Source organism: Streptomyces pilosus (assembly GCF_014649835.1).
GTDB lineage: Bacteria > Actinomycetota > Actinomycetes > Streptomycetales > Streptomycetaceae > Streptomyces > Streptomyces pilosus.
In genome coordinates, this window is record NZ_BMTU01000021.1 from 26,751 (window position 1) to 52,687 (window position 25,937).

Consider the following 25,937-nt stretch of genomic DNA (forward strand, 5'->3'; position numbering starts at 1 on the left):
AGACGCGGCGGATGACCCTGCCCCGCCTCTCTCGGCGACCTTGAACAGCACCGCAGAGCGAGGAGTGGCTCTGCACTATGCTCCCGTCGGCTGATTCTCACTCCTCCTGAGTAATGACGTGGATGCGCCCAGCGGTTGACGCCCGTGGGGGCAGTGGTGAATAAGACTTGAACTCCGTCGCTTGAATGGGGAGTTCAAGTGGATCGATGGGATCGGGCTGGGCGGGTCGCGGCGTATGGGGCAGCGCTGGCGCTGACGCCCTACTTGCTGATCAAGGTGTCGTGGGTGGTCGGTTCGCTCTTGGGGCTGCTGCCGGTAGGGGCCGGATTCGGCAAGGCGGAGTGGGTGGTGCTCAACAGCGCCACGATCGGTATGGCAGGGATCGGAATCGCGGTGGCGCTCGCGCTGGTGCGGCCGTGGGGGATGCGCATACCGGCAGCACCGTTGGCGTTCTGCGCTTGGGTGGGCACGGGGTTCCTCGTCCCGGTGCTGCCGTACGCCGTCCTCAGTTCGCTGCTGAGCTCAGAGGATGGAAATTCGAGCAGCGGGGGTGACGCCGGCCCGTCGATGCCGGTCTGGGAGGCCGCGCTGGTTCAGATCGGGTTTGTGGGTATGGGGCTGGGTCTGGCCATCGCGCTGCCCACGTACTTGCGGCGGCGCTGGCCGGAGGCGTTCGCGGGTCGGCTCGGCGACCGTGGGGAAGGCTCGCCAAGCGCGCTGCCACGGATGACGGTGGTCGGCGCCGCGGTCGGTCTCATCTGGCTGTACTGGGCGGTGGGCGGCACCGCAGGGATCGCCCACCGCGGCGAGCGGGACCTCGCTTGGCATGTATTGTCCGGCGTCTTCGGGCTCTGGGCGTTCGTGGCGTCCGTCGCCATCTGGGCTGCCGTCCGAGGCCGGCCCGCACGAGTCCCCCGATGGGGCCCGATGGTCTTCGGCTGGCTCGGATCGGGCTCATTGTTCGCCTGGAGCGGCTGGAAGCTTCCGTTCACCCTGTACCTGGCAGTCGCGCAACCGGCCGATGCAGCCCTGCCGGAAAACCTCGCGCTCGCGGCAGTCCTGCACCTCGCAGCGGTCGGGGCGGGCGCCTCGATGCTACGAACGCTCGTTCATACGCGGCTGGTGTCATCGAACTCGTAGCCGACCCGCCCAAGATCGCTATGTGACGAACAACCTGGACACCCTCGCGACAGAAATTCATGCGGCGACCGGCTTCAGGTGATGTCGATAGTGGTGGACCGCGAGGTCGTGTTCGGGCCGACAGCGAACTCCACGGCGTTCGGCCCCAGGGGGCGTCGCCGCCGGCTCCCCCGCGCACCCGAACAGGCTCTCCATGTGGGATGGTGGCCAGGCTTCGGGTGATGCGACGTAGCAGTTCGGCGGCCTTGCGCAGCCGCTTGTTGTAGCCGGGTTGCTGCGGTACGGCTACTGCGCCAGCCACAGCCGCTTCTTCTAGGGTCTGCGCCTGCACCTGATGCGCAGGCTCCAAGGGCTGCCCATCGCCTTCGCCCTGACGAGAGCCAAGGCCGACGAACGAGGGGCCCTTCGGAAGTGGGCGTCACTGCGTGGCCGTCGGCTCCTCGCTCCCCTCGCCCGTCCCGTTCCTGGTGTTCCTCCACCCACTGCTCGATCCCCCGGGGGACCTCGTCCTGCGCCTCCAGAGGAACCGGCCACGGGTGGGCGGGGTACATAGCCGACACCGCTGACCACCACCATGGTCAGGGCCGTGGTCGGGAACCGACCAGGCACTGAGCCTTTTCCCACCTGATCGCGATGTCGAGGCGGCAAGGTTCCTGGTGAGGGGGCGGCCTACAGGACAACCGTGTGAGTCAGGGGCCTCTCAACGCCGCCTGTGCGGGCCCAGATTGAGCAGCACCTTGCCGAGCTGGTCGGAAGTGAGGGCCGGTGCGGGCAGCAGGGGCGCGGCCGGGCTGGTGCGCAGGCCGTCGAGGAGCAGGGCGAGCGGGCGGAGCCAGGCGTCCGGGGCGACCGTGGTGAGCGCGGGGACAGCCCGGCCCAGTGCTGCCAGCGTGAAGAGCAGGTCCTCGGTGGTGAGGTCCGGGCGGATGGTTCCCTGCTCCTGACCGCGCCGGAGCAGCTCGTCGATGGTTTCGCGGTTGTGGGCGTGAATCGCCTGCAGGGAAGTCACGCCTTCCAGGTTCGTGGTCATGAGGTCGTTGGTGCCGCGGTCTGTGGCCAGGCCCGCGAACACGGTTCGCAGGTACTGGGTCAGCCCTGCCCAGGCGTCCTCGGCGGTCCGCGCCCGCTCGCCCGCCGCCGTGGTCTCCGAGAGCGCATCTCGGAAGACCTCGTCGACGAGCGCGGCGCGGGTCGGGAAGTGGCGGTAGAGGGTGGCGTTGCCCACGGCCGCCCGCCGGGCGATTTCATCGAGTGGGGCGTCCAGGCCCTGTTCGGCGAAGACCTCGCGGGCTTTGTCCGTCAGCAGCTTCCGGTTGCGCAGCGCATCGCGGCGCCCTGTCGGCGGACGGTCGCCCATTGTGTCTCCCTCTTCCCGCCCCGTACCGGGGAGCGTTCCCCGGTACGGATGCTACTATCGACCCAGCAAACGGGGACCATTCCCCGTTTTGCCTGCCGCGGGTAGGGGCATCCGCGGTCGTTCACGGGGAGGGGGAAGCATGCCCGACACCGCACTCGTGCTCGGCGGCGGCGGACCGGTGGGCGGAGCCTGGTTGACCGGGGTGCTCGCCGGGCTCACCGAGGCTGGGATCGATCTCGGCAACGCCGACGTCGTGATCGGCACCTCCGCCGGTGCCGTCTTCGGCTCCCGGATCCGGTCCGGCGTCCCGGCTGCGGATCTGTACGAGCGTCAGCTCTCCGGAGCAGACGCGGTCCGTCTGCCGGTGACCGCGCGCCAAACGGCGCGCTTCCTCTGGGCGGCGCTCGGCTCCCGCGATCCTCAGCGGTCCGTCGAACGCCTCGCCCGGGCGGCGCTACGTGCCCGGACCGGCCCGGAATCGGACGTCTTCGACACGGTCGGCGTGCTCCTGGGCAACGTATGTGACTGGCCCGAGCGGGAGCTGCAGATCACCGCGGTCGACGCGCGGACCGGACGACTTGAGGTGTTCGACTCACACTCCGGAGTGACGCTCCTCGAAGCGGTCGCGGCGAGCTGCGCCGTACCCGTCGTGTGGCCGCCAGTCACCGTGGCGGGCGGGCGCTGGATGGACGGCGGCAGTCGTTCGACCGCCAACCTCCAGCTCGCCCGCGGGTACCGCCGGGTCCTGGCGGTCGTGCCGGTCCCCCGGGCGGCCGGGCCGCATCCGAGCGCCTCACAGCAGGCCGCGGAACTGTCCGACGACGGGGCGCGCGTCATCCTGCTGTCCCCGGACCACGCCGCGCGCCGCGCGATGGGCCGCAACCTGGCGGACGACACACGCCAGCCGGCTGCCGCCCGCGCGGGCCACGCCCAGGCCAGTGCACTGGCCCCTGCGGTCGCCGACGTCTGGCAGGGGTGACGTGCGTCAAAACGCACGTTGCCCCCTTGACCGCGGGAAGTTGAAGCTGTCTGCAGGACGTGTACGGGCAGCAGTGCGAGCGGGCTGCGGCCTCGAGCGGAGGCTCCGGCCTGGCTGCCGACCGTCGCCTTCGCACCGGGCGACAGGCCCGCTCCCTGCCTGTGCCGCCTGGAAGCGGCTCAGCGGCAGGGCATGCTCATGCAGAGAGCCGGCTCACCCTTGGGAGAGGTGCCTTCACGTACACAGACAAGATCAACGCGCTGCTGGTCGGCTTTCGGGCCTCCCAGGTGCTCACCGAGGTCGCCAGGCACAAGCGGATCACCGCCGCGGTGAACATCTCCGTCTCGGATTACAAGGACAAAGACCCGGCCATACGGCCGGCTCTCGAAGCCCGGGAGGAGGAGCAGAAGACTAGGTTCGTGAAGATGCAGGGTGTGGTCGTGGACTACATCGGCCTGGCCGAAGAGGTCCAGCGGGCCGTCACCGATCCCACCGCGGAGAAGGCCGGCGGCAGGGGGCGGATTCGTCACCGGCGTGACCGAGCTGGCCGCCGAGTTCCGCACCGCCTTCGCCCGCACCGAAGATGTCGCACCTGTGCGGCACAGCGCGACCGCTGGAACTGCCAACCGCCCCTGGTCCACTGCAGCTGCTCAGTGCCCGAGAGAGGCTGTGGTCGGGACTGTGACGCGGCACCCCACACCGACAACGGCAACCAAGCCCGGCCACACCGCCGTTGAAGCCCCTCCCCGCCCTATGAGACTCCAGGCGCGCACACCTCACCCGCCCAGCCGCCATGGAGTCCGGATGCCTCCCGCACCCGACCGCACTCATATCCTCGTCACCGCCAGCCTGGGGGCTGTCGTCGCAGGCTTGACCGTTGTCATAGCGCCCGGGGTGTTGCCGGCGCTGGCCCTTGCCGTAGCCGTATTCGCGGTGCTGGTCTCCCTGCTGTAGGAACCGGCTGACCGCCGCGGACTACGAGCGCACCGTAGTGATCACCAGTGAACCCTCATCAGGACGTAGGTTCACGGCGAAGTCCACCCTGTCCCCTCCTCCAGCAGCCGGTGCGGCAGGCGACCCCCCTTGATCGCAGCAGAACGGGAGGGCAGATACCGCTTCTCAGCGCTACGAAGCCGTCGCCTACCCCCGCTCCAATCGACCGCCTGCCCCCCGATGGGGCTGCCAGGTGTTTGGTCGGCTCGGCAGAGCTGAGGGCACTGCCAGCCGGCCCACCGCAGGTCAGTCGGTATCCTGCTCGCCGACGATCAAGACATCGCGGTACGCCCCACACGGACCGCTCCGCCGCAAAGGGACCGGATCCGTGGATGGAACGCCCCAGTCGATCACCGTCAATCCTGCAACGGGCATGCTCATGATCCCGGCCGGAGAACCGAAGTTCGCCCTGGGAGTCGGCCTGTGGGACGACACCCTCGAGCCCTTCAACACTTTCATCCAGCGCGAACTCCTCGACGCCGAACGGCAGGAACGGAATGGGAACCCGTCGCCCGCGCCGCTCACCCTCGAGGGTGAGCGGCTGCACGTCACGGTGCAGCTCCTTCCCCGGCCCGACAACGACTACAACCCCCACGCCATCAGTGTGGCCGCGCCTCCCTGGCACGGCGGCACGCACTTCGAACGCCACCTCGGCTACATGTACGACCGCAACCTGGTCTCCCTGGGCGCAGCCCTGCGCAGCCTGGCGACCCTCACGGACCGGCCGCTCGGATGCCACGCGTTCGTCGGCATCACGCCGTGTCACCGCGACGAATGGGACGAGGACGAATACGACCCGGACGACCCCGAAGACGCCGCCCACCGTGTGCGGGGCGCCAACGGCACCGAATACAGGATCGGCGGACCCCGGCTGATGCTGCCCTGGTGGGAAGACCTCCAGAAGATGGCCGTCGACTGCGCCCGCGCCGTCCACCCGAAGCAGATCCTCGGGTTCATCGGTCACTGGACGTCCTGGGAACCCGGAGCACGAGAAGCACTCGCACAGCGGACCCACGACAAGGAGTTCGCCGTCACCCTGCGCGTCGAGCAGCAAGTCGTCCGCGTCTACTACCAGGACCTGTGCCTCAGCACCCTGGAAACCGGCTACGCAGGATACTTCGACCGCACCATCCAGCAAGTCAGAGAACTCGGCGGAACCGCCACAGCACAAGCAGAAGACCACCACGGCGCACTACAACTCTTCATTGAGGACAGCACCCCGCTCACGACAGGCTCAACACAAACCAGCATCCTCCACGGCCAGAACCACCTCCAGACCGAGGACACCGCACCAACCCCGGCTAACGCCAACGGCACCACCCGCAGCACCAGCCGATACCCGTGTCATCCCCACGCCGATCGCGCCCCCGCCCTCGGCCAGCCTTCCCCGCCAGAAGAACCAGACGCACCACACTCGCTGGAGCACTGCGCACCCTCTACCAGCGCGCGGCCAGCCCCTCCCCCCACAGCGTCGCCGTCGCGACCGGCCACCTCATCAGCGCCCACGACGTCCGCCGCATGCTCCACAGCGAGAAGACCGGAAGCTGGGAGGAGGTAAGTGCTCTTATCCGCGCCCTGCCCTCGCACGGCGAAGGCTTTGTCCTGCGACCCCAATCATGCACCGCCTGCCGGTTGGCAGCGGCCGGAGTAAGGAAGGGGCGGCCGGTCTTCACCTCACCAACAAGGCATCCGAGCGTCACGAATCGGTGAATCCTCCTCCAGCGCAGACCAAACGCCCCATCAGATCGCTATCGTCAACGCTTCAACAACAGCTGGGGGGCGACATGACCAACCCGTACACCGCGCCAAGCCGGCCCGCACCAAAGTGGGCGCGCAAGCGCTACGTCCTGCCCGCCCTCGGGTTCACCTTCTTCCTCGGCATCGGAGCCGGCGCCAGCGACGCGCAGCCCAACGACGATGCCAAGCCGGCCGCGGCCAAGGCACAGCCCACCGCAACCGTCACCGCGACCATGACCGCCACCGCGCAGCCCGAACCGGCACCCACCGTGACGAAGACCGTAGAAGTGGAAGTCGAGATCACCAAGACCGTGACTGCCCAACCCGCAGCGGACAACGGCAACAGCGACGACGACAGCAACGGCGGGGGCAACGTCTACTACGAGAATTGCGCCGCGGCCCGGGCCGCCGGAGCCGCACCCGTCCACCGCGGCGATCCGGGCTACGGATCCCACCTCGACCGCGACAACGACGGCACCGGCTGCGACTGGGGCTGACCATCCAACACAACGCCATGCGCGCCGCGCCAGTGACGACACATTCAGTGGCCTCGTCCACCGGCGTCCGCCGCCTTGGCAGACTGCCGCGAGGCTGCTGCGTTCCGTCGAGGCACCGCCTCCATGTCGCGGCAGCCAGGCGCGGAACACAGCCTCCACAGACCACTGGAGTTGCCGTCGGCCGAGGACGCCAACCGGGGCTGAATCCGTCGAGTGGCGGCGCTTGTCCTGCTCGTGAGGACCTCGGTGGAGGATGCGGCAGGATGGCGCCATGGACCCCGCCGTCACCGCCGCGCTCATCGCCGGACCGTTCACTGTGATCGCTGCGGTAGGCGCGTACGCCGCAGGCCGGGCGCAGGCGCGGGGAGCCCAGCGGGGCCCCGTTGACGCGGTCCGCCGCCAACACCAGCGCGACGCGTACGCCGCCTACGTCGCGGCACTCCATGCGTATGAGGCGGCGACCAAGTGGGACTCCTGTTACGAGCGTGCCATGACTGACGCGCACGCTGCTGGCGTCCAGCCGGGCCCGGGCTTGGCGGACCACGTCGAGGAGCGTGCCCGCCTCCTCATCGCAGCTGTCTCGGTGGACGAGTTGATGCGGACAGGTGCAACCGTCGAGTTGGAGGGCCCGGAGGACATCGCGGCCTTCGCCATGATCGCGCTCGGAGCTGCTCGTCAGATCTGGATGACGGCCCGGCGCCCCTTCTCGTCACCTGCAGATCATGCCCACTTGCTTGCCGCGCACGGGCGGCTCTCGGTCGGACTCTCGGGGTTCGTGAAGGCGGCTCGCGCTCATCTCAACGGGGACGGGTGACCTGCCGAGTCCGGCTCGAGGAACGCGCGAGGGCTCAGCCCCCGCATCGTTCAAGCCCCGGCCCCATGGACCAGCAGATCGCCGCCAGGCTTCCTCAGCCCCACAACGGGAACAGTCGCCACCCTTTACTGGGCGTCCCCGAGTTAAGAGCGGCGTCCGCACTGAGCTCGCCTGTCTGTGCCTCGGCCGACGACTGTCGCCCGGCGTACTCCCGGGCCGCCTGCTCGTATGCGGAGCCCACCTTGCGTCGACCGGTACGCGGGTCCAGCAGGAACGGATCCCGCAGCAGCTCCTCATCCGGCTGTGGCGGCTCCTGCCAGCCCGTAGGTGTGAAGACGATCGCGTACTCCTCCAGCCCTTCATGGAGAACCTCGTCCCTGTCCAGGCTTTCCACGAACCGCTGACCGGCGTCCTCCCGGCCCTTGGCATACACCCGCACCTGGTGGGTGCGTGAGGTGTGCAGATCCAGATGGACGGACGGATTGGACTGCCCGGTGGTGCACCCCCACAGCTCCATCCGCCCGCAGTACAGCGGCCGGTACTCCACCGTGTCCAGCAGCACCCACCCCTCGCCAAGTTTCGGCAGGTCCTCTTCCGACTCAGTGCCGATCAGCATCACCGGCGCGTAGGGGGACTGTACGCAGCTGACCACCGTCACCTTCCCGGGGGTGAGGAGCACCGGTCGGCCACTGGCGAAGTCGGGCTCCCCATCAAGCCGCTCGAAACGGTGTTCCACTCGCTCAGTGACGTAGAAGTGGCCGTAATCGATGTCCATGATCGTGTCCCGCCGTTCCACGATCCCTCCTCACCGCCGAAGAAGCGCCACTGCATGGCGCCCACCGTAAAGCACCGCCTAGGACCGAAACGTTGCGCATCAACTGGGACTAGGGTCCGTCTTCAAAGATCATCGGATGGTGGATTATGGCGGGGTGATACGTCGCCATAAACTTACCGATCAGGACTCGAGTTACTCGCTCCGCTGATACCACGGGCTGTCACGGGCCGGCCCGCGGGTGGACGTCCGGCAGGTCATCAACGGGATGGTCTACAAGATCCGCACCAGGTTCTCCTGGCGTGACTTGCCCGAACGCTACGGTGTACACCCGCTTCTGTCGTTACGCCCTGGACGGTGTGTTCTGGAGGCCGGTCGGCCTAGACACGGCCCTAGTTGATGTAGGGACCAGCAGGTTTGAGCCGCCGGTGTAGCCGCTCCCTGATCTCCTGGAGAAGATGGGTGACAGGGGCGCGCCTGCCATCGGCCGCCCCGGGGTCGGCGGCCGGTCAAGCTCATCCGCAACGGTCGGTGTGAGCTGCCGGAGATGGAACACGAAGTGCTGGGTCGCATACCGGTAGCGGGTCCGCGATGTCATGAGGTCCATGAAGAACTGATCCCAGCTGGTGGGGTAGTGCACGGCGAGCAGCAGGTCGGCCTCCTGCTCGGCGTCGAGACGGCGGTTCAGCCAGTCGATCATGCGGTTGATGGCCCGTGCCCATCCGGCGTCGCCCAGCGCCCTGGCGCCACCGACGTTCGCCCTGGCTTGCGCTGAGGGCAGTTCCAGCGCATGGCGGCCGAGTGTGGAGGCGCAGCCGAGAGCGGGGGCACATCAGCAGGGGCTGCCTGTGGAGGAACACTGCTGACCGTCATGGATCAACAAGGAGCGTGATGACGGTGTTCCATCGCCGGTCGGATTCCGTTGGATCCTCGAGTCCGACGAGCTGCGGTTGCGGGAATCGGGCTGGATAGCCGGAGAAGACGAAGAAGCGGTCGACGACTTGCTGGCTCGGAGACCACCTGGTGGTGCCCGCGAGCCAGGACTGACGGACCTGGTCGATGTAGGGGCGGTCGGCGTGGCGCATGCCGAACACGAGCTGGGAGGTCCATTCGCGCCAGCCTGGGAATCCCCCCGTCGCACGTACCAGGCTCTGTGCGTCGGCGATCAGCCTCAGAGCCGCAGAAGGGTCGTCGGCCTCGCAGATGACCATGGCTGCGAGTGCCGTGCGCATGCACAGTGTCTCGCCGAAGTGATCGGCGTCTTCGAGGACCGCCTCGCAATCCGTGGTGGTACTGCGGCCCTGCAGGGTCCTCCGCCACAGGGCCGCCACCTCGTTCTCCAGCGCGACCCGGTGTCGGCCCTTCTCCCGCAGGTACGCCGCGCGTGTGGCCGGGCCGATGACGGCTTCGTCCAGGAGACCACGGTCATAGGCCAGGTCGCTGCTGATGCGCAGTCCTGTGGTGGGGTCGCTGAGCGGACAGGCAGACAGATGCTGCTCGAGTTCCGCATACCTCCCCATGCTGTGCAGGGTACGAGCGACCTGGTAGCGCAGCAGGTCGGATTCGGGGTTCTCCGCCAGGAGTTCGGTCAGGAGCTGTAGCGCCGGTTCGCAGTCACCGCGGGTCCGATGCAGGTAGGCCAGGCGGATACGGCCTCGTCTGCGGATGTCCGGCTGCAGAGGGCCCGAGAGGAGGTTTTCGAGGCACGCGATCCGCTGAGGGCCCTGGTTTCCATGACGCCACGGTTCGAACATGCCGGACACCTGTCCGATCCAGGTGTTCGATGCGGGTGGCGGCAGCCGCTGCGCGGTCTTGCTGAATCCGGGCAGGTGGCTGAGGGCGTCGGCGAGCCACACCGCCGTGAGGTCGTGGTCCACGCAGAGCGCGGCCGCAATTTCGAGGACGTCGAGGCAACGTTCGCTGTCATGCAGCAGGCGGTTGCTGCGCTGGTGCAGGGCTTCGAGAAGTTCCCGGGCCATGGCGGTGCGGTCGGCCGGTGCCCAGGCTCCGGGTTCGGCGACGGATTCGTGTGCGATGGCCGCGCGGACGGCGTCGTGCAGCCGGTAAGGGAAGAGCGCATGCTGGTCGCGGGTGACGAGAGTGCGCCGGCACAGTCGGTGCGCGTCACCGAGCAGTGCGCCCGCCACCTGGGTGATGAGCTCTTCGTCGAAGCGGGGCACGAGGCTGGCCGCACGTGCCAGTTCGCGTTCCTTCTCCGGCAGGTTGGCGAAGACGCGGGTGGCCAGCTCCGGAAGAGGACCACCAAAGGCGTCGGCGGAAAGCCCTTGGTCCTGCGTGGCACGAGCGATGGAGAGGGACAGGCTCAAGTAGAGGGGGAGACCGTGGGCACCACGGCAAATGCTGTCGATCACTGCTGGCGTCAGAAGTGGGTTCCCCGCTGTGTCCGATGCCGCCCGGAGGTACTTCTCGACATCGGTGTCGGAGAGGTCGCCGACGAGATGCTGTCGGGGATCCTCCTGCGCTTCCAGCCGCAGCCCTGGCCAGGTCCGAGGTCCTGTCGCGGGAAGTAGTTGATGGAGATGCGGCGAGTCCCAGTCGAGACGGTTGCGTGAGGTGATCACCCACAGGACGCCGGGGGTGAGGTGGACGATGCGGTTCAACAGACGTTCCTGGGCGCGGTCGTCGCCTTGGACGTATTCGGCGGCGTCGGCGAAGGCCACCGTGACGGGCCTCTTGTTGAGCGGCAGGTTCTCCAGGTCCCAGGAGAGCAGACCGGCGAGCGTCGCGGCGACATAGTCCGAGGGATCTTGCTGCGTCTGGTTCATGATGTGAACGAGTGGCTGGCATTGACGCAGGGTGCGGCTGCGCAGCCGGTTGGCCCGCACATCCTCCACGATGCGGATTCCGGTCCGTACCGTCAGCGGTCCGACACCGAAGCTGGCTCCGGCATCGCTGAGGGTCTCGTTCAGCGTGTCGGTGATCTGTCCCCGCACGTCGAAACCGCCTGTGGACAGGTCCGGCAGGGCTGTTCCCGGACGAGCCAGGGACCACCAGGCCGTCAGGCCGAGATCGAAGGCGGGAAAGCGGCGCCGTCGTCCCGCAACGGCAGCGCGCAGCCGCAGCACGACGTCGACCGCGTTGACGACGCGGCTGCCGTGGAAGTCGATCCGCACGGAATGGAGTGCCTCCCCTGACGGCGGGTCCTCCCGCCAGTCGCCGGGGTCGGATAACTCCCTTCTCACCCAGGACTCAAGGCGTCGCGACAGTTCGGTCTTGCCGATGCCGCCGATGCCGTAGAAGGACATGACGTTGCGGCGAGCGCTCTGCCCCAGGACAGCGGATCCGTCACGGACGCGGGCGGAATGCAGCCGTAGGAAGTTCGAGAATGCGGAGTATTCGTTCACCCGGTTGGTGAACAACTCCGTCGCGGAGAACTGCGGTTCGAAGATCCGGTCGAATTCCGTCACAGGTAGTCCGCCCCCAGTCCCCCGACCCGGCCCTGTACCACGGTGAGAGTCCTCAACTATGGCCCATCAGCAGCACACCAGCCAGCAACTTGCCCCATCTCGGGCGTCATACCTTCCGTCAGTCCTCCGGCCGAAGCCGCTGACGAGCCGCCTCAAGCCGCTCGTCATAGTCGGATGCGAACAGCTCAGGAAGCGTTTTGTCGAGCGTTCCGGCGATCCTATGGATCGGCGCCCAGACCGCCGGATCGTCAACAACTTGGCTGAGGTCCGTCATCTGGAGCTTCTCCAGCCAGTGCGACAGCACCAGTGCCTCGTCACTGGTGAGCTTGATCGTGACCTGGCTATCACTCATACATACCCCTACGGCTCGGCCCGCCCTCAACCACACGAACGTACTGGCCTTCGACCTTGACCACACACACAGGGGCACCCTCCCACGACGGCGCACCCACCCCGCCCTGCCCGTTGCCCTTCCCACCTTTCTTTCCTGGTTCGGGCGTCGCGAGGTGATGCGCCAAAGGGGAGTGCCAAGCACGAGGGGGTGCGCCAAAGGGGATGTCGGCCCCCTAACCACCGATGAAACCGCAGGTGACCTGCGGATATGCGAGTTGGTCCTAGAAGGCGCGGCCCGCTGCCGGCGGGGCCGCCGACAGGACATCGGCCTGGTACATAATTATTGTGTTCAACACGTTGTAGCGCGAGCGTTCAGACAGAATCGCTGACCTGCTTGCTCTCGAATGGGTTTTCTCCACAATGGACACAGCTGAAGTGCATCGCCGCTCTACGGTTTGCCGCACGGAACTCGTCGACAATTTCCCTTGGGGCCGGCACTCCAGTAATTGCAAGGAACACGACCAAGGGGACATTCTGCGTTACGGCAGCAACGATTCCCAGAGCGTAGAAGAGAACAGCAGCGAGGCTACTACGGTAATTGATGCAAATAAAACGAACGTGCTTCATTTCTACTCCTATTAATGTGTGGTGTTTCGATCACCTTAAAAGCTTCCCTTGCTTGAGGCCTGTCGAGAGCATAAAAAGAACCCCTCACGTCGTGAGAGGTCGCAGGCAGCACTGATATCCGCTATCTACCCCCCTTCATCCTTAACAGTGGCGCGGCCTTGTTCGCTGCTGAGGCCGCTCCGCCAGCTGGCCTCCTGCGCTCGCTGAGCAGTCACTACGCCGGTTCGACTACGCATGGACCCTCCTTTAGGTACAAGAAAGCCGAAGGGGCGTTGCCCTCCGGCTTAGTGCAAGGAAAACTCGGTTGAACGAGCTTTGATTCGTCTGTGGTGTTGCGCTGCCTGACTCTTATAGTCTAGCAGTAAGGGCCTACGATCGTCAATAGGATGTAGGCCTGCTGAGACATCGGATGCCCGACTGATCCGTCGTGCTTGCTATCTATTCTACCTGGCCTCGCGCCGCGAAAGCAAGGAACTTTTCCTGGGGGCGGTCTGCTCAGGAACCAGGCACTGGTACCGCCCTCTTCCGACCCTTCAGGGAAGCTTACTTGCATATTTGAGGGATGGGAAGAGGGCGGTGTCCGTGGCCGGAGTCCGGCCTCCACGACGCTGCACAAACAGAATCCGACAACAGCGGAGGAGCTGCTAGGGAACAGTTAAGCGTCAGTCCTTAAGCCAGCGAGCTGAATAGAGCTCGCAGCCTGAAATCATATATTCAGACCGGGAGGTCGGGGAGGCGGTACTTAAACTTGCGGGGCCTGAGGTCCTTCTCCCGGCCGGCTCCCAGCCGCGGTAGTGCAGACAGTGCCGCCGCTGGGGGTGCAGGCGTCGGTGGAGGTGTCGCCCTTGACGTCGCTGACGAACCGAGGCCGACGGTGCTGTCCTTGTCCCGGGCGCGCAGGACCTCGTTGGTGGCGGCGCCAGTGGTGCTTGCCGAGCTTTTCGACCGTCCAGCCCTGCTGCTCGTAGTGGGCGGCGGCGTGTTCCTCGATGGCCTTGCGCTTCTTGGGGTCGGAGATGTAGCCGACGCTGGGCTGCTTCTTGCGTTCGACCTTGCCCTTGACCTCGATGTGGCGTTCGTCGGTGCCGCGGGTGCTGCGCAGGTCGTCAGGGCGACACCAGCTTCCTCAAGAAGGGCATCACGTCCGCTGGGGTGCAAAGGCAGTACTTGGTGCTGCGCCTGAACGTCGCGCGCCTCCACGAATGGCCAGCCACCGCTACCACGTACGAGCCCGTGGAGCAGTGGCTCCGCTCGCGCCACTGCACGATCATCTGGCGCCACGCCCGCGCGTCGCACGCTCGTCGACCTGGTCGCCGCCGACTCGATGCCGTGCCCGGACAGCGTCGCGCTCTACCGGACGGGCCCGGGACGCGTCGCGCGCCCGGGGGCCCGTCCCGTATCGGTGCAGGTCAGCGGACCTGGACGGATGCGACCAGAGTGTTGAGGTCTGGCCAGAGCTTCTTGTTCGTCTCCGGCAGTACGACCCACAGCACCGAGGGGCGGACCCGCCCGGTGTCGACCACGAGGACCGCGTTCAGGTCCATCGTGGACGGCACCCCGCGTTTGTGGAAGTGGATCTCGCTGACCAGCAGCCAGGCGTCGTGTCCGTCGACCTTCAGCGGCTGTGAGGCGACGTCGACCAGAATCGCCTGGTCACGGGGGTACTCGTAGCGGCGCCGCTCGTCCATCACCGCGCCCGCCACGCCCCGCAGCTCCCCGGTGCCGCCAGCCGCGGCCATGATGTCCTCGTCGACCTGCGTGGACTTCACAAGTGCGCGCTGGCGCCCCTCCTGCTTGCGGGTGAAGCCGTCGAAGACCGGATCCAGCGTCCTGCTCCGGTCCCACGTGCCGCCCAGCTCCGCGTACTGCAGGGAGGAGTCCGTGACGGTGCCGATGACCGGCGAGCCCTTGCCCGGGTAGTCCCGTACCTTGACGGTCCCGGTGAGTCGCCGCTCCTTGGGCAGCGGGGAGGCGCCGGGGGTGAGAGTGGGCACCGGGATCCCCCGCTGGGGGGCGTTCGCGGTGCTGCCTGCGCAGGTGGCGGACGAGGAGTCCGGTGTGTTGTGCGCCTGCTGGATCACCTTGCCGTCGACCAGCACGGTGCACGTGAGGGTGCCCCCTTCTTGGTCCTCGCGGCTTCTGACGTCCAGATAGAAGTCGACGCCCGCCGCCAGCGTGACGGTTTTGCGGTACGGCAGGATGACGACCCCGTAGGGCACGTGGCTGTGCGTCTCCCCGACGGTGAGGTCCACCGATGGGTGATCGCCCGTCGCGATGTAGGTGACCTCGACCCCCCGGGATTCCTTGTCCGGGGACGCCCCGTCGTCGCTCGGGTCGCCGACGGCCAGGGCCAGCCCGACCGCGCCGAGCATGACCACCTCGAAGAGGATCACCAGGGCGCCGACCAGGTAGAACCCACCCGGAATCCGATCGAAGGTCTTCCTGCCGCGGCCGGAGTGGAACTCGCGTCTCGGCTGGGATGTCTGCGTCATGTCGTCCTCCCCCTCACACCCGGCCGCTGTCGCCGGACCGGCGGTCGGCCGGCTCGTCGGCGAACCGCGTGGCCAGCAGCCCCGCCTCCCGCGCCTCGTCCAGCATCCGGTGCAGGTCCTGGAGCCGGGACCGGTCGGCGAGCCCCTCGATCTCGGCGACGGCCAGCTCGTCCCGCACCGTGTTCACCACCAGCTCGTGCATGTCCTCGCCGAGTTGCTCCAGCTCCCGTATGGCCTCCCACTCGCGGTACGCCGTGTCCGCCGCGCGGGTGTTCTCGGCGTACCGCTCCAGCGCCTCCACCCGCTCCTCCAGCGCGCTCGACGACAGCCGCAGCGCCCATCTTGCTCCGGCTATAGATCCTTTCTGGAGCCAGCGCACGCTGCCCGGCGGCGTCGGTGGTGAAGGCCGGGGAGTCCGTCGTCGTAGTGGTTACGTCGCCGCGGGGATGCCGAGGTCGGCGAGCAGGCCGCGCACACGCCGCTCGATCTCATCCCGGATCGGTCGCGCGGCGTCCACGCCCTGGCCCGCCGGGTCGTCCAGTTGCCAGTCCAGGTACCGCTTGCCGGGGAAGACGGGGCAGGTGTCCCCGCAGCCCATGGTGATCACCACGTCCGAGGACTGCACGGCTTCGACGGTGAGGATCTTCGGCTGCTGAGCGGAGATGTCGATGCCGACCTCTTTCATGGCTTCGACCACGGCTGGGTTGACGGTGTTCGCGGGCGCGGAGCCTGCCGAGCGGACCTCGACCTGCCCGCCACCGAGGTGGGTGAGGAAGGCGGCGCCCATCTGGGAGCGGCCGGCGTTGTGGACGCAGACGAACAGCACCGAGGCACGCAGGGCGGGAGCGCTCATGGCAGGAGTCTTTCCGGAGAGTCGGGTGGATCAGGAGGAGGCGGGTGCGGGTTCGCCGTGCGGGACGACGACCTCGTCCCGGGCGGGAGCTGGGCGGCCGAAGACCGCGGCAACGGCGCCCAGTCCGAGTGCAGCTCCGAGCAGTTGGGCCGCGATGAACGGGGCGACGGAGGCGGGGGCGATTCCGGCGAAGGTGTCGGTGAAAGCGCGGCCGATGGTCACTGCCGGGTTCGCGAATGATGTGGAGGAGGTGAACCAGTAGGCGGCTCCGATGTAGGAGGCCACCGCGGCCGGGGCGAGCGCGGCGCGGCCGATCCTGCTCAGGCCGAAGATCAGCAGGATCAGCCCGGCTGTGGCGACGACCTCGCCCAGCCACAGGTGGCCGGCGGACCGGTCGTGGGTGGAGAGCTTCACCAGCGGCTTCGCGAACATCGCGTCGACCAGGATCGTCCCGCCGATCGCCCCTGCGACCTGGGCGGGCACGTACGCGGCGACGTCCCGCAGAGTGCGGCCCTCCGCGGTGCGGCGGCCGGTGAACCAGGCCGCGAGGGTCACGGCGGGGTTGAAGTACGCGCCGGAGACCGGGCCGAGAAGCAGGATGAGCACGCCTAGGCCGAAGACGGTGGCGAGGGAGTTGGCGAGCAACTGCACGCCCATGTCCCGCGTGAGTTCGGTGGCCTGGATGCCGGAGCCGACGACGACCGCGACCAGCAACCCGCTCCCCAGGGCTTCGGCAGCGGCGCGGCGGCCGGGGGATGCGGTCACGCTGTGGCTCCTGCGGTCTGCGGCGTGGTCAGGAAGGCGGCCAGCTGGTCCAGGACGCCGGGGAGCACCCAGTAGTACACCCAGGTTCCGCGGCGTTCGCAGTCGATGAGGCCGGCCTGGCGCAGGAGCTTGAGGTGGTGGGAGATCGTCGGCTGGGACAGGTCGAAGGCGGGGGTCATCTCGCACACGCAGACCTCGCCGCCCTCCCGCGAGGCGATCATCGACAGCAGGCGCAGCCGGATCGGGTCCCCGAGGGCTTTGAACACCTTCGCCAGCTGTGCCGCGCGCTCATCGTCCAGCGGCGCGGATGCGAGACCGTCGCAGCAGCCGTCGGCTCCCTGGCCGATCACCTCGAGCTCTTGTTTCGACATGCCTCTATGTTGACGTTTTTCGATTCAAGGCGCAAGGTTGCATCAAAGAACGTCAATACAAGCCGTTCCGGGGCACCGCCATGCCCCGTCACCCAGGAGTGAGTCATGAGCGAGCAGACCACCGACCTGCGGGAAACCGTCCGCGAGCGCTACGCCGCGGCGGCCATGAAGGTCACCGAGGGCAGCACCGCCTGTTGCGGGCCGCAGACCGTCGAGGTCGACGACAACTTCGGCTCCACCCTCTACGCCGCCGACGAACGCGACGTCCTGCCCGCCGAAGCCGTCGCCGCCTCCCTCGGCTGCGGCAACCCCACCGCCGTCGCCGAACTGCGCGAAGGCGAGCGCGTTCTGGACCTCGGCTCCGGCGGCGGCATCGACGTCCTGCTCTCCGCCCGCCGCGTCGGACCCACCGGCAAGGCGTACGGGCTGGACATGACCGACGAGATGCTCGCCCTCGCCCTCGCCAACGCCGCCAAGGCGGGCGCGACGAACGTCGAGTTCCTGAAGGGCACCATCGAATCCATCCCGCTGCCCGCACACACCATCGACGTCGTGATCTCCAACTGCGTGATCAACCTGTCCGTCGACAAGCCCGCCGTCTTCGCCGAAACCTTCCGCGTCCTCAGGCCCGGCGGCCGGATCGGCGTCTCCGATGTCGTCGCCGACGACAGCCTCACCCCGGAGCAGCGGGCCGAACGCGGTGACCACGTCGGCTGCATAGCAGGCGCCCTGTCCTTCGCCGAATACCGCCAGGGCCTGGAAGCAGCCGGCTTCACGGACGTCGAGATCACCCCCACCCACCAGGTCGCCGACGGCATGCACTCCGCCATCGTCCGAGCAACCAAGCCGACGACCCCTGAGCCACCCACCGAGGCCACCAAGTCGGCCGACGCGTGCTGCGGCGTCAACGCCTGCTGCACCCCCGGCGAAACCTCCGCCGACCCCGCCCTGACCATCACCGAGGCCAAGACGGCATCCGGCTGCGGCTGCCAGCACTAAAGCCACGCGAGAACAGGGTGCCACGCCACGAGCCCTGCCCATCACGGCCCGGCACGCCGACCAGCGCGGCGCCAGTCACCCCAGCCGACAGCGAGACCCCGGACCCCTCGAGGCCGGGGTCTCCCTGTCAGCGGCTACCGGCGGCGCGCTGCGGTGGCTCGGATGATCTGATGGCGCAGCCACCGCTCAAACCACGGCAGACCGAGACCTCCAAGGGCACATCTGCGCCCTTTGGCGGCGGGTGGGACGGATGGCTGGGACTGCGGTCAGCGGATGCCGAGGGCAACGATCTGGGTGATCGCCTCCTGGGCGAAGTTGTCATCACTGACGAGGATCAACAGCCGCTCGCCGGAGGGCAGGTCAGGCCCCCACGTCATGCCCTCGGTGTTGTCGACGGCGGACAGGCCCAACGTGTCGAAGTCCGCCACGAGCTTCTTGCGCATCGGCACGACGGGCCGTCCCGCCAGGGAGTCGATCGCCTGCACGTCGGTCGCCCCGCGCGTGGTGGCGTCGAAGAGGCGGATCTTGTAGCCCGCGCCGGCGACCCAGGTACGCTCGAGCACCAGGTAGCGGTTGGGCTGGTCGGGGAAGGCGAGGATGGACGGAACTCCGGTATCCGGTCCCCACGGGCTGTCCGGGTCGTTCTCTGCGAAGATCTTCTCCAGCGGGTAGGCGAACTGTCCGAGCACCCGCCCGTCGCGGTTGTGCTGTGTGACACGGATCAGCGCGCCGTTGTTCACGTCGGGCTCCGGGCCGTCCTGGAGGAGCGGGCCCTCGATCGCGCTCGTCACCACCTTGCCCTTGGAGCCGAAGGTGATCGCCTCGATCGCCTGGTTCCGCCGCGGGCCGCGCTCTTCCGTCGTGATCTCGTAGTTCTCCGGTAGCCGCAGCTGTCCGAGGTAGCCGCCGGTGAGGGAGGCGTACTGGATGGACGGCTGGATGACTGGCGGGCCGGCCATCTTGGGCCGGTCGCCCTCCTGCGCCCACCAGTAGGTGCAGCTGCGCGGGTCGACCCGGATCTCTTCCGGGTCGACGGCCTTGCCGTCGTCCAGGGTCGGGGCCGGGTAGAGCGAACCGTCGGGCTGGAGGAAGGGATGGGTGCCGGTGAAGTCGACGGCGTGCACACCGCTGGCGTCCACGTCCAGCCTGGCCGTGTAGAAACGGGCGGGCTGGAGGTACGAGCGGTCGTCGCTGATGAAGACGTACTCGCCGGTGCACGGGTTGCGGTCGATGCCGGAGAGCCCGCCGACCGTGGTGGCCTGGAAAGCGAATTTGTGCGGAACGGTCTTTTCGCCGAGCAGGCGGGCCTGTACGGCTCGGCCCAACCCCGGTGCTGGGTCGCCAGGTTGAGCGGTAGCCGCGGTGGGGGCCAGGGTTGAGGCCAGAAGCAGGGCTACAGCGCACGCGCGGCGCGTCAGAGAAGAACTCACCGGAAGATCTTGGCCCGTGGCGGGCTGGGAGCGCAGTCACCCAATCGGGTGGGGCTCCGGGCCGCACCTAACGCGCCCGAGCAAATCGGCATGACTATCCAGATGCGGTATGAGCGAGAGCGCAGACCGGTTATTGATCGACTTCAGATCGGAGCCCGGACGCATGCCCCCGGTGGACTGTCCTGTTCTCGTCAGGTCGGCTCGGCTCGAAAAGTTGGTCTGCTCAGTCGACGCGACGGGCTCCGGCTCAGCGCTGGCTGCCCCCAAGGCAACTGTCGGAGGACATCGCCCCTGCTCTGGCCGGTCCTGTGACCAGGACCGAGAGACTTGACCGCCACCTGATCGCCTCCGCTACGGGCGTTGTGGTCAATGTAGGAGGCAGAATGGCCACGACCAGCATCGGCACCATCAGGCACGTAGTCAGCCAGCGCCCGAAACCTACAAACAGCCCACCGCTGCAGACAACGGCCGCACAAACTGCCGCGCACCCGAGCCCTCGGGGGCCTCGTCAACGCACACCGATACGTGATGGTCTCGGGGCTGCCGGCGGTGGGAGGGACGGTGGTCAGCGGTAGGCGGCGAGGAAGACGCGGGCGCCAGCAGCGGCGTAGTGGTCGAGTTCGGCCTCGGTGTGCTGGGCGCGGCCGGTGAACATGGCCTTGTTCACCGGGATCCACAGCAGCAGTCCGGAGAAGTGGTTCGCGGCCAGGAGTGCGTCGTCGATGCGGAGGAGCCCCTGGTCGGCCAGGCGCTGGAACGTCGCCGCCAGCGTGGCGAGCCCTCGCTGGAAGCCCCGCTCGTACCACTCGGTTCCCAGGTCGGGGAAGACGTCAGCGTTGGCGATGATCAGGCGCCGCAACTGGATCACTCTGGGGGCGGTGAGGGCGGTCAGAAACTGACGGGCGAGCCGGGTCAGGTTCTCTTCCAGGCCGGCGTCGTCGGTGGGGAGGTCGGCCAGCAGGTCGATCGTGGTGTCGAGCCGCTCGGTGGTGGCCAGGACGATGTCAGCGAAGAGCTTCTCCTTGTCGGAGAAGTGCTTGTAGACGGTCTGCTTGGACACCGCGGCCAGTTTCGCGATGTCGTCCATGCTCGTTCCCGCGTACCCCTTGTCCAGGAAAACGCTGGTCGCGGCCTCCAGGATCGCCTCGTGCTTGCGCGCTGAACGGCTGTCCATAACCGACTCCTCCTTCATCCGCTTGTCCCTTCCCCAGCAGAGTACTGGACTGACCAGTACTCGTATGAGTACTGTACCGTCCAGTTCCAAAGCGCAGGGCTTCCGGCCCTGCGCACCCCGCAGACACAGGGAGTGGCTCATGAACAAGGTGTTCTCTGCCGACGGCACGGCCATCGCCTACGAGCAGCAGGGCTCCGGCCCCGCGGTGGTGCTCGTCGGCGGCGCTTTCATGACGCGCGGCGATTCCGCCGCACTCGCCGGCCTGCTGGCCGAGCACTGCACCGTCCTTACGTACGACCGCCGGGGCCGCGGCGACAGTGGGGACAGCCCCAAGTACGACGTACTGCGCGAGGTCGAGGACCTGGACGCCCTGATCGAACGCGTGGGTGGCGAGGCGATGGTCTTCGGCATGTCCTCCGGCGCCGTACTGGCGCTGGAGGCCGTCGCCCGGGGCAGCGCCGTCTCCCGACTGGCCGTCTACGAGCCGCCCTTCATCACCGACTCCAGCCGCCCACCGCTGCCCGACGACTACGTCGCCCACCTGACGAACCTCGTGAAGGAGGGGGCCTACGGCGACGCTGCGGCCTACTTCATGACCGCAGCCGTGGGCATGCCCGCCGAGGCCGTCGCCGGGATGCGGCAGGCCCCCTTCTGGGCCGGTATGGAATCCACCGCCCGCACCCTGCCCTATGACGGCCAGATCATGGGCGACACCATGTCCGGCCGCCCGCTGCCCACCGACCGCTGGCAGTCCGTGACCGTCCCCGTCCTCGTCGGCTGCGGGGACGCAGGAGCCCCGCACATGCTCACCGGCGCGCGGGAACTCGTTGCACTGGGCGACAACTTCACCCTGCACCTCTTCTCCGGCCAGGAACACAACATCGCCCCAGAGCTCCTCGCCCCCGTCCTGACCGACTTCTTCACCACCGGGAAGCAGGTGTGAGCAAGGTCTTCGCCAGTCTGGGCATGTCTCTGGACGGTTTCATCGCCGGCCTAAACTCCCGTCCCGACAACCCACTCGGTGACGGCGGAACGCGCACCACGGCGGGCAGACCAACCAGGACAACGACATCGTCCAGGAAAACTCTTCACGCGCCGGCGCCTGCATCGTGGGGCGGCAGATGTGGGCCGAAGGAGGGGCCGGCTGGCCTGCCCCCCGCCCTTCCGCGCCGCCGTCTTCGTCCTCACCCACGCCCCACGGGAACCATGGGTCCGGCAAGGCGGCACTACCTTCACCTTCATGACCGAAGGGGATTGACGGCGCACCGACCCAGGCTCGTCACGCCGCAGGGGACAAAGACGTCCAGATCTCCGGCGGCGCAAACACCATACGACAGTTCATCGACGCCAGACTGCTAGACGAACTCCAGACCCACCTCGCGCCCCTCATACTCGGCTCGGGCGTCCGGCTCTTCGACGGCGTCTCACCCGGTCTCGGTCGCGAACCCACACGGGTGGTCGACTACCCCCAGGTCGCTCACCTCACAGACCGCATCACACCGTCCTAGAGTCCAACCCCGACGCCGCATGGCGTAACTGCCGCACTCCTCACGAGCGAGGCAGGCGGCTTGTGACAGGTCCTCATTCAGGACTGCCGTGACCGACCGGAAGCGGCCTCTTAGTATCCCCAGCTGGCGTAAACGGTAACGTTTTTGCCATTGTCCCTGGCTCCGACGCACACGTCACGCCAGTCGAGCAGCCAGCCGCTGGAGCGGCAGCTCTCCTGCTGGAGGCCCAGTTCGCGGATGATCTCCGGGCGGGACAGGCCGTCCGTGCTGATGACCGTCGCGGTACGCCAGCAGCCACCGGAACCGCAGCCGATGCCCTCGTCGACCATGCTGATGCCTTGCGGCACTGAGGGGAGGGCCTCGGACGGCGGGGCGTCCGAGCCTTCGCTGAGCATCAGCGCATACAGAAGACCGACGACGAGGGTGAGGGCGAACTGCATCCCCAGGAAGCCGATCGCTCCATTGCGGCGGGGCACCCATTCCGCGGGAGGGGAGTTCTCGTGTCGGCCTTCCAGTCCCGCGCCGCAGGCGATGAGCAGAGGCGCCAGGGCCGTGAACAGCAGATGGGCGTCGGGCCCGGGGGCGTGGATCCATCCCTGCTGGACACTGATCAGCAGGCCGGCGCCAGCGAGAAGTGTGCCGCCGATCGCGAAGCCGACAGGGCGGGTGCGGGCGATCGTCATCCAGACGACGGCGGGCGCGACGGCGAAGAGTATCCCCAGGACGTACAGCATGTACGGGGTGACGTGCGGCCCTGAGCGCGCGGTTCCCGACCCTGCTCGATCACATGTCGCCGACCATGACCACCCTCTATGCCAAGCTCCATGACAAGACGCTGCGGCACTGAGAGAAACGCCCTCAAGGTCGACCACGAGGGGCAGAAGGCAGAGATCGCTGCAGACTGCCCGGCTCAGGACGGCGTTCTTCAGCGCGAACCCACGGATGTCACCGGTGTGCGTCAGGCCGATGCATTCGTGGGTTCGGGGAAGCACGAGGTTGCTGGGCGCTCCGAAGGGCTCTCGGCGATGACGTGGGCCGGAGGTTTTTGGCTATGACGGTCGCCCGCCGAACTGCCAGTTGTGCACCTCGATGTCGGCGTACCGGTCCGGGGTCAGGATGGCGCGTGCCCTATCCGAGTCCGGCGCTCGGACCACCGCCGCGGTGCCCAGCCAGGTGGCGCCGTTGTCGGACAGCAGCGGTCCGTAGGCGATCAGTTCATCCCGGTCGGGCGGCACTTCGCAGTCGGCGGCCTGTCCCGTGCCGAGGCCGATCACCAGATACCGGTTCCCACCGGTCCGGCCGCCGGGGAAGTCCCACATCGTGCGCCCCAGCATGTTGCTCCACCGTCGTAGCAGCACGTCCCGGTAGACGCCGGCCTGGTAGTTGGGCTCGTCGAAGGCGAATGTGCGGGCGGCAGAGGGGCCGGGCAGGTCGAGGATGTGCACGCTGCCGGTGGGTGTGTCGCCGTCGTCGGCGAGAGTCGGGCCCCTGGCGATCATCTCCTTCGCGTACTGGTCCATGTAGGACCAATGCTCTTCCACCAGCTCGTAGCGCAGTGGCAGGGACGCGGGCCGGTCTCGGTGGTAGCAGAAAAACTCCATGCCCAACGATCTCTGCAAGGAGGTGACCAGGTCGAGCGGGTTTCATGGCGATTGCTGCTCGGCGGCCTGCTCCAGCAGGGCACGTGCGGATGCCGCAAGGACGGCACGGCGGAGCGCACGACGTTGGCTGGGAGTGGTAGCGCCCCAGACGCCGTCCGTCTCACCGTGGCGGACGGCCCAGTCGCGGCAGTCGTTCAGCACCGGGCAGCGTCTGCACCCCGTGCGGGCCGGGGCCGCGGCCGTGTCCGTCTCCCCCAGGGGGAAGAACAGCTCGGGATCCTCGCCCACGCACGACGCCTGCGCGTGCCAGCCGATATCAACGTTCCAGGACGCGAGTGAGCGCGCCATACCGCACCTCCAGCAGCCGACCGGCACGTCGGTGTCGCCCGCGGCAGCACGAGCCGCGGTCCCGGCAGAGGTGAGCGCCATGCTAATGCCGGAGATGGCCTCGTGGCTATACCTGGATTTTCCCGGCAACATGGTTGATCGTGGACATGTCCATGGGGGAAGGAGTCGGCCGGGCGGCCGTCGAGCGCGCCGGTGCAACCGCGGGGGCGGCCCGGCCGCCCCGACACGCGGAGCCCCGAGCGGGCACCACGGTCGTTCTTCGCCGGGTGGGCAGCCGGGAAACGCTGACGGGCACGCCCTTGGAGCCCGAGCTGGTGGTGGAGTCGGCGTCGACGTCGCCCTGACGCTTACATCGAGGCGTTCGACACCGACGCCGCGGTCACCGCCACAGAGCTGCTGCGATTCGGTACTCCCGGGCCGCCGTCCACCAATCCACGCCGCCCACCCCTCCCCCGCTCACCCCGCTGGCCGGTACCTGCTCGCCCTTGACGCCTACGGCCTGCGCCGGCACCCGCCTCCAAGCCGTCCACCCCGACCATTAACCGTCACCGGTAACCACCTCGATAGCGTCGCCCCTGGAGGGCAGCTGACGCACTGCGTGCCCAGTACCAGGGATCCAGTGGTGACAGGGTGGTACGCCTCGTGAGGGAACATCCGGAATGCACAGGGGAGGCGGCAGCGAGGGTGGGCACTCGGGACGGTATGGATGACAATGACAGCCAGCAGAGTGACGACCAGCAGCGCGGGACGGTGGAACGGCTGGTGAGGGCATGGCTGGCCGAGACCGAACATCATGACCATGACGCCGCCAGCGAGGCCCGTGCCGGCTGGGAGCAAGGCTCCCTGTCTGAACCGGCTGCACAGGACCTGGCCACGTGGGTCACCGCACGCGTCACAAACACGGCGTTCAACGAGGACGAGGGCCCACACGTCGAAAGCAACGTCCGGATCACACCGGCCGATAAGGACACCATGCACCGCTGGCTGCGGTCGCGGGGCCACTCAGTCTGACCGACCGCGGCGACGGCGATCCAGCCGACGACACGGGGACCTGTAACGCCGCGTCCCGGCGCCGGGCTCTCTCATCCGACCGGAGCCGCCGATGGGCGTTCCGCCCGTCGGGATCCGGCCGGTACGGGTCGGACCGGCTGACGGCGGACGACCCGCGCTTCGTCATCGGCGGGCTTCGCTCGGCGCGAAGTCGGCAAGCCGACTCTTCACGCAGTCCCCGACGAGGCCACGGCCGCCCTCGTCGAGCAGGAACTGCAGCGCCTGTCGCTCGTGGCCTTCGCCCAGCTGAACCGGGGCCGCCAGTGGGTATCGGCCGACGAACTCGAGCAAGACCTCACCGCCGTACTGGGCAGGCAACCGGTACGGCCACCGGGATTCTGCACCCCGCTCACCGCCGCCGAAACGGCCCTCGGCCGTTTCTTCTTCGTCCAGCGAGCCCGGTCCGTGCGGGACGGCCACATACTCGCCACCTACGAGTTCTGCACGCGACCTTCAACGAGTATCTGGCTGTACGCCTCACCCTGCACCTGCTCACCGACCTGCTCGCGCCCCGCTTAGCCGGGCAGCCTGCCGCAGTCTGTTTCAGTGCCGGAACGCAATTGCGGTCGGCCCGTCTCGACGACACGGTCGTGGTCGGGACTCAGCAGGCGCGGCGGATGACCGCGGCGGGGCCGATGATGCCTCGGCCGAACGTGTCGCGTACCCGGT

The 25,937-nt window shown here is 67.9% G+C and carries 25 protein-coding genes and 2 pseudogenes; 11 read left to right on the plus strand and 16 right to left on the minus strand.

Annotated elements, in window-relative coordinates:
• Positions 1 to 198: 198 nt before the first annotated feature.
• Complete coding sequence (locus IE118_RS32190; RefSeq protein ID WP_189561639.1) at positions 199 to 1,140, plus strand: hypothetical protein; 942 nt, start codon at positions 199 to 201, stop codon at positions 1,138 to 1,140.
• 262 nt (positions 1,141 to 1,402) lie between these two features.
• Positions 1,403 to 1,546 (plus strand): annotated as a pseudogene (locus tag IE118_RS34660) (IS982 family transposase); the annotation flags it as partial.
• Positions 1,547 to 1,840: 294 nt separating this feature from the next.
• On the opposite strand, the gene IE118_RS32195 reads toward IE118_RS34660, so the two are convergent.
• Entirely contained in the window at positions 1,841 to 2,497 is a 657-nt protein-coding gene (locus IE118_RS32195; RefSeq protein ID WP_189561640.1) for a TetR/AcrR family transcriptional regulator, read from the minus strand.
• Between the two features lie 139 nt (positions 2,498 to 2,636).
• Here IE118_RS32195 and IE118_RS32200 point away from each other — a divergent pair, with 139 nt between their 5' ends.
• The 4 genes from IE118_RS32200 (at position 2,637) to IE118_RS32215 (ending at position 7,517) form a co-directional block, all read left to right on the plus strand.
• Entirely contained in the window at positions 2,637 to 3,476 is an 840-nt protein-coding gene (locus IE118_RS32200; protein WP_189561641.1) for a patatin-like phospholipase family protein, read from the plus strand.
• 1,321 nt (positions 3,477 to 4,797) lie between these two features.
• On the plus strand, positions 4,798 to 6,027 hold the full coding sequence (locus tag IE118_RS32205; RefSeq protein WP_189561642.1) for a hypothetical protein: 1,230 nt from the start codon (positions 4,798 to 4,800) through the stop codon (positions 6,025 to 6,027).
• Between the two features lie 226 nt (positions 6,028 to 6,253).
• Entirely contained in the window at positions 6,254 to 6,703 is a 450-nt protein-coding gene (locus IE118_RS32210; protein WP_189561643.1) for an excalibur calcium-binding domain-containing protein, read from the plus strand.
• Positions 6,704 to 6,974: 271 nt separating this feature from the next.
• Positions 6,975 to 7,517 (plus strand): hypothetical protein, encoded by a 543-nt coding sequence (locus tag IE118_RS32215; RefSeq protein ID WP_189561644.1) that lies wholly within the window; start codon positions 6,975 to 6,977, stop codon positions 7,515 to 7,517.
• A gap of 94 nt (positions 7,518 to 7,611) precedes the next feature.
• On the opposite strand, the gene IE118_RS32220 is transcribed toward IE118_RS32215, so the two are convergent.
• Positions 7,612 to 8,313: a hypothetical protein gene (locus IE118_RS32220; protein ID WP_189561645.1), complete on the minus strand. Its 702-nt coding sequence runs from the start codon at positions 8,311 to 8,313 to the stop codon at positions 7,612 to 7,614.
• 202 nt (positions 8,314 to 8,515) lie between these two features.
• Here IE118_RS32220 and IE118_RS34805 point away from each other — a divergent pair.
• Positions 8,516 to 8,614: pseudogene (locus tag IE118_RS34805) on the plus strand (transposase); the annotation flags it as partial.
• Between the two features lie 18 nt (positions 8,615 to 8,632).
• Here the strand turns inward: IE118_RS34805 and IE118_RS32230 are convergent.
• From IE118_RS32230 to IE118_RS32265, 8 genes are all read right to left on the minus strand, one after another.
• Positions 8,633 to 8,989: a hypothetical protein gene (locus IE118_RS32230; RefSeq protein WP_189561705.1), complete on the minus strand. Its 357-nt coding sequence runs from the start codon at positions 8,987 to 8,989 to the stop codon at positions 8,633 to 8,635.
• 169 nt (positions 8,990 to 9,158) lie between these two features.
• Positions 9,159 to 11,717 (minus strand): tetratricopeptide repeat protein, encoded by a 2,559-nt coding sequence (locus IE118_RS32235; RefSeq protein WP_189561647.1) that lies wholly within the window; start codon positions 11,715 to 11,717, stop codon positions 9,159 to 9,161.
• 118 nt (positions 11,718 to 11,835) lie between these two features.
• Positions 11,836 to 12,069: a hypothetical protein gene (locus tag IE118_RS32240; protein WP_031051338.1), complete on the minus strand. Its 234-nt coding sequence runs from the start codon at positions 12,067 to 12,069 to the stop codon at positions 11,836 to 11,838.
• Positions 12,070 to 14,086: 2,017 nt separating this feature from the next.
• Complete coding sequence (locus IE118_RS32245) at positions 14,087 to 15,169, minus strand: hypothetical protein (RefSeq protein ID WP_189561648.1); 1,083 nt, start codon at positions 15,167 to 15,169, stop codon at positions 14,087 to 14,089.
• A 13-nt stretch (positions 15,170 to 15,182) separates the two neighbouring features.
• On the minus strand, positions 15,183 to 15,548 hold the full coding sequence (locus tag IE118_RS32250; protein ID WP_229847050.1) for a hypothetical protein: 366 nt from the start codon (positions 15,546 to 15,548) through the stop codon (positions 15,183 to 15,185).
• Positions 15,549 to 15,599: 51 nt separating this feature from the next.
• Positions 15,600 to 16,022, minus strand: coding sequence for an arsenate reductase ArsC (locus IE118_RS32255; protein ID WP_189561649.1), 423 nt, complete (start codon positions 16,020 to 16,022; stop codon positions 15,600 to 15,602).
• Between the two features lie 30 nt (positions 16,023 to 16,052).
• On the minus strand, positions 16,053 to 16,787 hold the full coding sequence (locus IE118_RS32260) for an aquaporin (RefSeq protein ID WP_189561650.1): 735 nt from the start codon (positions 16,785 to 16,787) through the stop codon (positions 16,053 to 16,055).
• On the minus strand, positions 16,784 to 17,158 hold the full coding sequence (locus IE118_RS32265) for an ArsR/SmtB family transcription factor (protein WP_189561651.1): 375 nt from the start codon (positions 17,156 to 17,158) through the stop codon (positions 16,784 to 16,786). The genes IE118_RS32260 and IE118_RS32265 overlap by 4 nt, the downstream gene beginning before the upstream one ends.
• 105 nt (positions 17,159 to 17,263) lie before the next feature.
• Between IE118_RS32265 and arsM the strand changes: the two genes are divergently transcribed.
• Positions 17,264 to 18,157, plus strand: a complete 894-nt coding sequence (gene arsM, locus IE118_RS32270; protein WP_189561652.1) for an arsenite methyltransferase — start codon at positions 17,264 to 17,266, stop codon at positions 18,155 to 18,157.
• A 266-nt stretch (positions 18,158 to 18,423) separates the two neighbouring features.
• On the opposite strand, the gene IE118_RS32275 is transcribed toward arsM, so the two are convergent.
• On the minus strand, positions 18,424 to 19,482 hold the full coding sequence (locus tag IE118_RS32275) for an esterase-like activity of phytase family protein (RefSeq protein WP_229847051.1): 1,059 nt from the start codon (positions 19,480 to 19,482) through the stop codon (positions 18,424 to 18,426).
• A gap of 670 nt (positions 19,483 to 20,152) precedes the next feature.
• Positions 20,153 to 20,761 (minus strand): TetR/AcrR family transcriptional regulator, encoded by a 609-nt coding sequence (locus tag IE118_RS32280; RefSeq protein ID WP_229847052.1) that lies wholly within the window; start codon positions 20,759 to 20,761, stop codon positions 20,153 to 20,155.
• 139 nt (positions 20,762 to 20,900) lie between these two features.
• Between IE118_RS32280 and IE118_RS32285 the strand changes: the two genes are divergently transcribed.
• Together IE118_RS32285 and IE118_RS34285 are read left to right on the plus strand one after the other, a co-directional pair.
• Positions 20,901 to 21,704, plus strand: coding sequence for an alpha/beta fold hydrolase (locus IE118_RS32285; RefSeq protein ID WP_189561654.1), 804 nt, complete (start codon positions 20,901 to 20,903; stop codon positions 21,702 to 21,704).
• Between the two features lie 397 nt (positions 21,705 to 22,101).
• Positions 22,102 to 22,269 carry a dihydrofolate reductase family protein gene (locus tag IE118_RS34285; protein ID WP_229847061.1) on the plus strand — a complete coding sequence of 56 codons (168 nt, stop codon included), beginning with the start codon at positions 22,102 to 22,104 and terminating at the stop codon, positions 22,267 to 22,269.
• A 110-nt stretch (positions 22,270 to 22,379) separates the two neighbouring features.
• Here IE118_RS34285 and IE118_RS32295 read toward each other — a convergent pair whose 3' ends face one another.
• From IE118_RS32295 to IE118_RS32305, 3 genes are all read right to left on the minus strand, one after another.
• Complete coding sequence (locus tag IE118_RS32295) at positions 22,380 to 23,003, minus strand: hypothetical protein (protein ID WP_189561655.1); 624 nt, start codon at positions 23,001 to 23,003, stop codon at positions 22,380 to 22,382.
• A 315-nt stretch (positions 23,004 to 23,318) separates the two neighbouring features.
• The gene (locus IE118_RS32300) at positions 23,319 to 23,870 is read right to left on the minus strand and encodes a YciI family protein (protein WP_189561656.1); all 552 of its coding nucleotides are present in this window, start codon (positions 23,868 to 23,870) and stop codon (positions 23,319 to 23,321) included.
• A gap of 42 nt (positions 23,871 to 23,912) precedes the next feature.
• Positions 23,913 to 24,218 carry a WhiB family transcriptional regulator gene (locus IE118_RS32305; RefSeq protein WP_189561657.1) on the minus strand — a complete coding sequence of 102 codons (306 nt, stop codon included), beginning with the start codon at positions 24,216 to 24,218 and terminating at the stop codon, positions 23,913 to 23,915.
• Between the two features lie 702 nt (positions 24,219 to 24,920).
• On the opposite strand from IE118_RS32305, the gene IE118_RS32310 reads away from it, so the two are divergent.
• On the plus strand, positions 24,921 to 25,229 hold the full coding sequence (locus IE118_RS32310; RefSeq protein WP_189561658.1) for a hypothetical protein: 309 nt from the start codon (positions 24,921 to 24,923) through the stop codon (positions 25,227 to 25,229).
• A gap of 162 nt (positions 25,230 to 25,391) precedes the next feature.
• Here IE118_RS32310 and IE118_RS32315 read toward each other — a convergent pair whose 3' ends face one another.
• A complete protein-coding gene (locus IE118_RS32315; protein WP_189561659.1) occupies positions 25,392 to 25,688 on the minus strand; it encodes a hypothetical protein in 297 nt (98 codons plus the stop codon).
• Positions 25,689 to 25,937 lie beyond the last annotated feature (249 nt).